The 8,843-nt window shown below is 64.1% G+C and carries 5 protein-coding genes; 3 read left to right on the top strand and 2 right to left on the bottom strand.

Annotated features, from left to right (window positions below):
• Positions 1-2,635: TrlF family AAA-like ATPase (locus Q7V15_RS05610; protein WP_304754452.1), on the top strand; the 2,635-nt coding region annotated here is incomplete at its 5' end.
• A gap of 195 nt (positions 2,636-2,830) precedes the next feature.
• Positions 2,831-3,826: an LLM class flavin-dependent oxidoreductase gene (locus Q7V15_RS05605; protein ID WP_304754451.1), complete on the top strand. Its 996-nt coding sequence runs from the start codon at positions 2,831-2,833 to the stop codon at positions 3,824-3,826.
• Between the two features lie 57 nt (positions 3,827-3,883).
• On the opposite strand, the gene Q7V15_RS05600 is transcribed toward Q7V15_RS05605, so the two are convergent.
• Positions 3,884-5,119: a serine hydrolase gene (locus Q7V15_RS05600; RefSeq protein ID WP_304754450.1), complete on the bottom strand. Its 1,236-nt coding sequence runs from the start codon at positions 5,117-5,119 to the stop codon at positions 3,884-3,886.
• Positions 5,120-5,246: 127 nt separating this feature from the next.
• On the opposite strand from Q7V15_RS05600, the gene Q7V15_RS05595 reads away from it, so the two are divergent.
• On the top strand, positions 5,247-5,729 hold the full coding sequence (locus tag Q7V15_RS05595; RefSeq protein WP_304754449.1) for a CinA family protein: 483 nt from the start codon (positions 5,247-5,249) through the stop codon (positions 5,727-5,729).
• A 64-nt stretch (positions 5,730-5,793) separates the two neighbouring features.
• Here Q7V15_RS05595 and Q7V15_RS05590 read toward each other — a convergent pair whose 3' ends face one another.
• Positions 5,794-8,775 (bottom strand): TonB-dependent receptor, encoded by a 2,982-nt coding sequence (locus Q7V15_RS05590; protein WP_304754448.1) that lies wholly within the window; start codon positions 8,773-8,775, stop codon positions 5,794-5,796.
• Between the last annotated feature and the right edge of the window lie 68 nt (positions 8,776-8,843).

The raw sequence follows: 8,843 nt of genomic DNA, 5'->3' as shown, positions 1-8,843 counted from the left end.
CGATGATCCAAACCGTCTGAATGAACTGAACCGGATTCTGTCGAACCTGACATTCAATGCACTAGATGACCGTTTCAGTTGTACACCATCAGAGCTCGCACGCCTCGGCTTCAAGGCTGACCCGAACATCAGGGATGAGGGCGCAGCGCGGCGGTATGGATCGACCCAGTTCAAGGTTAGCTTCGACCAGCTCAAAGAAATTTTTACGGGCTTTGGGTGGGCTCGGGATAACATTCTGGTTGCCGTCGCAGCGGGAGCTGACGGGACATCGGGAATGCAGGATGGAGCGGACGCAACGCTTCGGCGCGAGGTCGAGAAATTCTCCAGAGCGATCTTTTCGGCTAACCCGAAGGACCGAGACTTCTGGCTAGCGCGAACGTTGCCGCGCGAAGAGTTCGTTCGAAAGTACGGCAGTGAGAAACCCTGCCTACACGGAAGCGACGCGCATTCGATGGAGCGGGTCGGCGAGCCGCACGGCAAACGATTTAGCTGGATCAAAGGCGCGCCGACGTTCGAAGCGCTTCGGCAAACATGCATCTCACCTGAGCGGGCCTATACCGGCGAAACTCCCCCGACCGGCGCGCTTCCGTCTCAAGTGATCTCCGATGTTCTCATCAAAGGTGCGAGTTGGACAGCGACGCCGGCCGTTCCTCTCAACCCTGGGTTGGTGACTATTATTGGTGCCCGTGGCTCAGGCAAGACCGCGCTGGCCGAACTGATCGTCGCCGGATGCGACGCCGTTCCGCTTCCGCTCGACCGACACAAACAGTCGTTCCTCTACCGTGCTAGAGATTTTTTGACCGACGTATCCGTCGACGTGAACTGGGCATCGGGCGAGACTGACGAGCAAACTATCGCCGACGCTGTTGACGGTGAGGAATTCCAGATCAAGCGAGTGCAGTATCTGTCCCAGCAGTTCGTCGAACGTTTGTGCTCGTCTGACGGCGTCTCCGACGAGTTGCTACGAGAGGTCGAGAGGGTCGTGTTCGATTCCCACTCGGTCAGCACGAGAGACGGCGCCACGGATTTCAAAGAGCTGCTAGACCTACGCGCGTTGCGTCATCGCGAAGCACGCTCGCGTGATGAAGCCTACCTGATCAATCTGTCTGAACGGATCGGCGAGGAAATCGAGAAAACTAAAAGCATCGTCGGTCTTCAACGGCAGATCACCGAGAAGGAACAGAACCTAGGTCGGCTCACGGCGGAGCGTGCTGCACTCGTAAAAAAAGGCGATGCTACGACGGCTGCCCGACTCATGGTTGTCACCGCCGCCGCTGAAAAGGTGCGTGGCTACGTGCGGCACTTCAACATTCGAGAGCAGCAGCTGCTGACGCTTCAGGATGAGGTGGGTGACTTCCGTGTCAACAAGTCCCCCGAGGCACTGCGAAGCTTGAGGGCGAAGTTCAGCACGAGCGGGTTGAATGACACCGACTGGAACCCGTTCGGCACGGACTTCGTTGGACAAGTCACTGATGTCATAGATCAGCGACTGCAAGAGGCGCGCGCCAGTTCGGTATCGTGGAAGGGCGTGCCGAATCCCCCAGGCACGACGCCCAATCCGCTCGCCGAGACCCTCGATCTTGAGCAGCAAAATCTCGCAATACTGGAGGCCGAGGTTGGCCGTCTCAGTGCCATCATCAATGTCGATCGAGCGACACAGGAAAAGTTCACACAGCTCTCAACGCGTGTGATCGCCGAGACCGATCTGCTGACCAACCTTAGAGAGCGGTTGGAAGACGCGAGTGGGGCAGCCGAGCGGCGAGAGGCATTGGTCGATGAGCGCACGGCCGCCTACGAGAGTGTGTTCAACTCCATCATCGCCGAGGAGCAGGTGCTCAACGATCTCTATTCTCCAATCAAAGCGCGACTGGAGAACTCGGCCGGGACGTTGAAGAAGTTGGCGTTCTCGGTGCGCCGCACAGCGGACCTGACGCAATGGGCTTTGGCGGGCGAAGCGTTCGTGGACCTGCGAGAAGCTGGTCCCTTCAAAGGCAAAGGCACCCTGCTGGAGCTAGCGGACAAGCATCTGCGAAAGGCGTGGGAGGAAGGGTCAGCTCAAGAGGTCTCAGACGCGATGCGAGATTTCCGCTCGAACCACGACCAAGTTCTGATGGCAAGCTCCCGTGTCGCGAACACCGACCCAGTGGCCCACCGGGCGTGGCTCAAATCCTTCGCCAAATGGCTATACAGCACCGATCACATCACGGTCCGATACTCGGTTGACTACGATTTTACGGACATCCGCAACCTTTCGCCCGGTACGCGGGGCATCGTTTTGTTGCTGTTGTATCTCGCTCTCGATCATTCCGATGACCGCCCGCTGATCATCGATCAGCCGGAAGAGAATCTCGACCCGAAATCGATCTTTGACGAACTCGTCCCGCTATTCGCGGACGCCAAGCTGCGACGGCAGGTGGTCATGGTCACCCACAACGCAAACCTCGTCATCAACACGGATGCCGATCAGATCATCATCGCCGAGGCTGGCACTCACGTTCCAGGGCAGATGCCGTCAATCAGCTACGCGTCTGGAGGACTGGATGAAGCATCGATACGCGCGCGCGTGTGCGCCATTCTCGAAGGCGGCGAAGGTGCGTTCAAATCTCGCGCGCGTCGCCTGCGCGTGTCCATCTAGCAAGCTTGGCGCATACACCGGCTGATCGCTTGCGCGGCGACGCAGGTGGCCCATGTTATCTGTCGAAAGCGGACCAAACAAGACAGCCAGCTTCAGCGTCTGGTTTCCGGCGGAGGGCCAATGTCTGCCACTGGCGCACAGCCGTCCCTCGGTGCGAGCCCGAGCAATTGCCCCGCACCCACCTATATAGCCTCCATGATCCCGCTTTCAGTTCTCGACCTTTCGCCCATCGTCCAGGGCGGCAGCCCTGGCCAGTCCCTTCGCGACAGCCGCAATCTGGCCCGGGCCGCTGAGCGGCTGGGGTTTGCGCGCTACTGGATGGCCGAGCATCACAACATGACCGGCATCGCCAGCGCGGCGACCGCCGTGGCGCTGGCCTATGTGGGGGAGGGGACCTCGACGATCCGGCTGGGGGCCGGCGGCGTCATGCTGCCCAACCATGCGCCGCTGATCATCGCCGAGCAGTTCGGCACCCTGGACGCCCTCTATCCGGGGCGGATCGACCTGGGCGTCGGCCGGGCGCCGGGCACCGACCAGATCACCGCCCGGGTCCTGCGGCGCAACCTGGCCGGCGGCGTCGACCAGTTTCCGCAGGATGTGATGGAGCTGATGGCCCTGCTGGATGACCCGCAGCCCGGCCAGACGGTGCGCGCCGTGCCGGGTTCGGGGTCGAAGGTGCCGGTCTGGGTTCTGGGCTCCAGCCTCTATGGCGCCCAGCTGGCCGCGGCGCTCGGCCTGCCCTACGCCTTCGCCTCCCATTTCGCGCCGGCCATGATGGACCAGGCCGCAGACATCTATCGCCAGCAGTTCCGACCCGCCCGACCGGGGGACAAGCCGCACCTGATGCTGGCGCTCAACCTAGTGGCGGCCGAGACCGACGCCGAGGCGAAGGTTCTGTTCACCTCGCTGCAGCAGGCCTTTGTGAACCTGCATCGGGGCCAGCCCGGGCCGTTGCCGCCGCCGGTCGATGACGCCGAAGGCATTCTTGCTGGAACCGTCGCGCCGGGCTCGCCCTTGTCTCAGGCTGTGGTCGGCGGCCCCGACACCGTGCGCGCCGGCCTTGAGCGGTTCGTGGCCGATCAACGTCCCGACGAGATCATCATCACGGCGCAGATCTTCGATCAGGCCAAGCGCATCCGCTCTCTAGAGATCGCCAGCGCCGCCCGCGACGCCCTGGCGGTCGCAGCCTAGGCGACAGCGCCCGACGGCGCGGCCCGGACGCGCTGAACGTCCGGGCCGACCGTGGTCCTAGTCGGTGATGGCCGAATAGATCAGGCTCTTCAGCTGGCCGCGGAAGTTGAAGGTGCCGGACGGCATGAGCTGGGTCATGAAGACCAGCGTCAGGTCCTCCTTGGGATCGACCCAGAAGATGGTCGAGGCCGCGCCCCCCCAGTAGTAGTCGCCGACGCCGAGCGAACCGGTCTCCACCTGGCCCATGGTGGAGGCGAAGCCGAGGCCAAAGCCCACGCCCTCATTGGCGGTTTCGGAGAAGGCGCCGATGGCCAGTTGAGTCAGGTCCTTGCCCCCGGGCAGGTGGTTCATGTGCATCATTTCCAGGGTGCGGGGCCCCAGAATCCGGTGGCCGTCCAACTCGCCGCCCCGGCGCAGCATCTCGGTAAAGCGGCCATAGTCGGCCACCGTGCCGGTCAGGCCGCCGCCGCCAGACTTGAAGCCGGGCTCGCGGACGAACTGGCTGTCGCCGCCGGGATCGTCGATCAGCTTCAGCTTCTTGTCCGGGCCGCGCTGATAGTTGGCGCAGAACCGCTCCACCTTGTCAGGGCCGACGTGGAAGGCGGTGTCGACCATGCCGAGCGGCTCGAAGATCTCTTCCTTCAGATACTGGTCGAAGGGCTTGCCGGAGATGATCTCGACCAGGGCGCCGCAGACGTCGGTGGCCAGGGAGTACATCCAGCGCGTGCCCGGCTGATAGAGCAGGGGAACCTGGGACAGCTTGTCCATGAACTCCTGCATGGAGTCCGCGCCGCCGACCGAGCGGACCTTCAGGCCCCGGTAGATCTTGTCCACCGGATGCTGGATGCCCATGCCGGGCAGGCCGCCGCCATAGGTCAGGCCGCTGGTGTGGCTCAGCACGTCGCGGAAGGTCACGGGGCGGTGCGGCGCCTCGGTGACCATGTCCTCGCCTTCGCCCGACACCCAGACCCGGTGGTTGCGCCATGAGGGCACAAATCGGCTGATCGGATCGGTGAGCTGGAAATGACCCTTTTCATACAGGGTCATGAGCGCCACCGAGGTGATCGGCTTGGTCATGGAATAGATGCGGAAGATGGCGTCATCGCGCATCGGCTTGGCCCGCTCCACATCCATGGAGCCGAAGGCTTTTTCGTAGGCGATGTGGCCGTGGCGGGCGACCTGCACCTGACAGCCGGCGATCTTCTGCGGCTCGATATAGTTGCGTTGCAGGTGGTCGGCGATGCGGTCCAGACGCTTGGCGTCCAGGCCCGTCCATTGTGATTGGGCGTCCATGTGAAAATCCTCCCGAAAATCGCGGCGCTTCTAATTGGCGCCATCATGGGGCCGAGACCGCCAGCGGCCAAGACGTTCGTTATCCTGGCCTGCTAGGCTGGGGGCCGAAAACGGGAGTGAAACAGGCATGAGCAATCTGGCGGAACTGGCGGCGCAGGTGGGCGAACAGCTCAAGGCCCACGGACAGAAGGTGGCGGTGGCTGAAAGTTCCTCCGGCGGCCTGATCTCAGCGGCCCTGCTCGCCGTGCCGGGCGCCTCGGCCTACTATCTGGGGGGCGCGGTGGTCTATACGGGCAAGGCGCGGATGAGCCTGCTGGAGATCCCCCGGGAGGCGGTGGCCGGCATGCGCTCGGCGTCCGAGCCCTATGCGTTGTTGCTGGCGCGCACGGTGCGCGAGCGCTTCGGCGCCGACTGGGGCCTGTCGGAGACGGGCGCGGCGGGACCCACCGGCAATGGCTATGGCGACCCGGCCGGCCACACCTGCATCGCCCTGTCTGGGCCTGTGGAGCTGGTCACCACCCTGCGCACCGGCTCCGATGACCGGGCGGCCAATATGGAGGCCTTCGCCGCCGCGGCGCTGGATCTGCTGCGCCGGGCGACAGAGACCTGAGCCAGAAAAAAGAGGGCCGGCCCGCGGGCCAGCCCTCCGTAGAGACCCCTCGCTTTGGGGAAGATCAGAACCGCTTGGTCATGTTCAAGCGGTAGGTGCGCCCGAGTGGGTTGGCCGTCGCCGGATCGTAGCTGAGATCGCGGCGGGCGAAGGGCGGGTCGGCGTCGAACAGGTTGACGACGGTGGCTGTGACCGTGGTGTCCCAGGGCAGGAACACCCGGTAGCTGGCGTCCGCCGTGACGAAGGCGTCGAGTTTGGCGCCCTGCGGCAGGATGTAGCCCGCGACCGCCCCGTTCGGGCCGAAGATATTGGTTCCGCCAAACCGGCCGTCCCGCACGTCCTGCATGCTGTCAATGTATCGCAGGGTCAGCCGCAGATTGTGGACGTCGCGGGTGAACTCACCGAACAGATTGGCGCGGAGTTCGGGGAACGACGTGCCGCCGGCCGTCCCGCCATGGGTTCCAGCCAGCTTCTGGGCGCCCTGGACCTGCACCCCTTCGATGAATGAGGCCGCCGAGTCATATTTGAGCAGGTAGGAGCCATCGAGGCCAAAAGTCATCGCCCCGCCCCACACATCGTCTGCGCGGTAGGTGGCGGAGAAGTCGACCCCGGAGGTCTTGATGTTCGAGCCGTTGATGACCCCAAGCCGCACCCGCTGAATATTGTTGGGGGCGCAGACGCCGCTCTGGAAGGTGAAGCGGGCCACCAGGGCTGATAGCGCCGGATCGACGCAGCCGTTGGGCAAGGTCGTGGAGGCGCCATTGGGGAAGATCGTCGAGAGCAGGCCCGCCCCGGACTCCGCCTCGATCGTGTCCTGGAAGTCGAAGGCCCAGTAGTCGATCGTGGCGTTGAAGCCGCCCAGGCGGAAGATGGCGCCCAGATTGTAGGTATTGGCGGTCTCCGGCTGGAGATTTGGGTTTCCGAAGGTGTCGAACGCCCGATAGCCGCTGGTCTGGGTGATGAAGGCCTGGGTGGTGTTGGCGTCGGGCAGCAGGTTCGACTGGGTCGGCGCCCGGAAGGTGGTGCCCGCCGAGCCGCGCAGGGCGAGCCAGTCGGTCACCTGCCAGCGGAGGGCCACCTTGGGATTGGTGGTCGAGCCGACGCCATTGCTGTGTTCCTCGTGGCGGACGGCCAGTTGCATGGACAGGGCGTCGGTGATGGGGACCTGGAGCTCTCCGAACGCGGCCCAGACATTGCCTTCAAGATCCTGCTCGCTCAGCGGACCCAGGAAGCCGAAGACGCCGTTGCCGCGGCCCGTGACACAGTTGGTGACCCCCTCCTCGGGGCAGGGATTCAAGGCGATGTTATTGATGTCATTGACCTCCCTGGAGAAGCCATTGGTCCGATGCTGGGCGCCAAGAGCCCAGCCTACCGGGCCGGCGCCGAAGTCGATCGGCGCCTGGCCGTTCAGCACCGCGTCGATCACCGTGAGGGTCGTCTCGGACTGGTAGCCATAGGGCTGGAAGAGCCAGGCCCCGATCGCCTGACTGTTGGCGAGCGCCGCCGGAGAGCCAGGCACATAGTTCGGATTGGTTTCGCCGGTCGCGGCGTTCGCCGCGATGCCGCTCGAGAACGGGTTGTAATAGAGACACGCGCCCACGCCGGGGGTTCCCCCCTGCACGCCCGGGGTGGCGGGATCGGTGTCGCAACCTGGCCCTCCCAAGCCGTTCAAGGCGTAGTGCAGGCGCGCGACAGGAATGTCGTAGGTCACGATGTCGCTGCGATTGATCATGTGGGTTGCGGCGAGATCCCAGCCCATCCCACCGCCGAACTCGCCGGTGAGGCCGGCCGAGAAGCGGAGTCCCTCGAAAAAGCGCTGGTCGGGCTTGGAGCCGCCGGTCAGGGGATTGCCGCCAGCCCCATAGGGCCGCCACAGCAGAATGTTGGCGGCGACAAAGCCAGACCCATTCACCGCGGCTTGTTGAGCCGGGGTCAGCTGGCCAAGCAGACTGCCGGGAAGACAGGCGCCTGCGCCCGCCGATCCGCACAGGCCGGGATTGCTGCGCGGGATGATGAAGGAGCCGGACGCTGCGCCGGGACCGAAGGCCTGGGTGGGGCCGTAGGAAGGGGAGGTCCCCTCGTGCGGCACGTCGTGGCTCGCATAGAGGACTTCAGCATGGAGCTTCGTCCTTTCGCTGAGATCCCAATTCAGCTGGCCGTAGGCCTGATAGTGGTTCTCGGTCTCCACCAGATTGTTGAAGCGGCCAAACTGAAAATAGCAGCTCTGCGTCCCGGCGGCCGAGGTCACCAGGGTGTTGCCCAACGCCTGGCACGCGGGATCCACGATCCGCGTGGCGCCGGCGATATAGGTCCCTGGATTGCCGAAGCCCGACCAACTGCCGTTGGGGTTCTCCAGGTAGCTGTTGACCGCCCAGTCCCGCTCAAGGGTGTCCAGTTCTGAGCGATGACGATGCCCGAGTGAGATCAGCATGTCCCCGCGTTCGCCGACCCACCCATAGTTGGCGCTGAGGCTGTAGTCGCCCGCCGACCCGTCAATGTGCGTATAGCTGCCGTTCAGCTCCAGGCCGTTGAGGTCCCGGCGGGTGATGAAATTAACCACGCCGCCGATCGCATCGGAGCCGTAGGTCGCCGCCGCGCCGTCCTTGAGCACCTCGATGCGGCCGATCGCGGCGGTGGGCAGCAGATTGGTGTCAACGCCGCTGCCGCCCGGCGAACTGGTCAAGCGCCGCCCATTCATCAGGACAAGGGTGCGGACAGCCCCCAGGCCGCGAAGATTGATGTTCCCCGAGCCCGTGGTGGCCTGGCTGGCGAACTGGTTGGTCTCGCCCAGCACGCTCTGAACGCCGGGAATAGATTTGATGACATCGACAAGCGCCGGCGCGCCCTGCTTCTGCAGGTCTTGAGCCGAAAGCACATTCACGGGCAGGGCGGCGTCCTCTGGGGTGCCGCGGATGAACGAACCGGTGACGATAACCTCGGTCACCTCGGTCCCTTGGGCGTGGGCGATTCCGCTTCCTAGCGCGAGGGCCGAGCCCGCCAGAATGGCGCAGACGGACGCGCTGCGAAGGGACACGGACTTCAGCATGGTTTCCCCCAGAATTTGACGCCCTGTCCAAATAGCGGCGGGCAATTTCGTCAACCTGGACGAAAACG

The sequence above is a fragment of the Phenylobacterium sp. genome (assembly GCF_030651755.1).
Lineage (GTDB): Bacteria > Pseudomonadota > Alphaproteobacteria > Caulobacterales > Caulobacteraceae > Phenylobacterium.
This window is presented reverse-complemented; position numbering and strand designations above follow the sequence as displayed.

Coding starts and splice junctions, on each gene's coding strand:
- Q7V15_RS05600 (WP_304754450.1), bottom strand. CDS start 5,119: ATGGACGCCCAATCACAATGGACGGGCCTGGACGCCAAGCGTCTGGAC.
- Q7V15_RS05590 (WP_304754448.1), bottom strand. CDS start 8,775: ATGCTGAAGTCCGTGTCCCTTCGCAGCGCGTCCGTCTGCGCCATTCTG.
- Q7V15_RS05595 (WP_304754449.1), top strand. CDS start 5,247: ATGAGCAATCTGGCGGAACTGGCGGCGCAGGTGGGCGAACAGCTCAAG.
- Q7V15_RS05605 (WP_304754451.1), top strand. CDS start 2,831: ATGATCCCGCTTTCAGTTCTCGACCTTTCGCCCATCGTCCAGGGCGGC.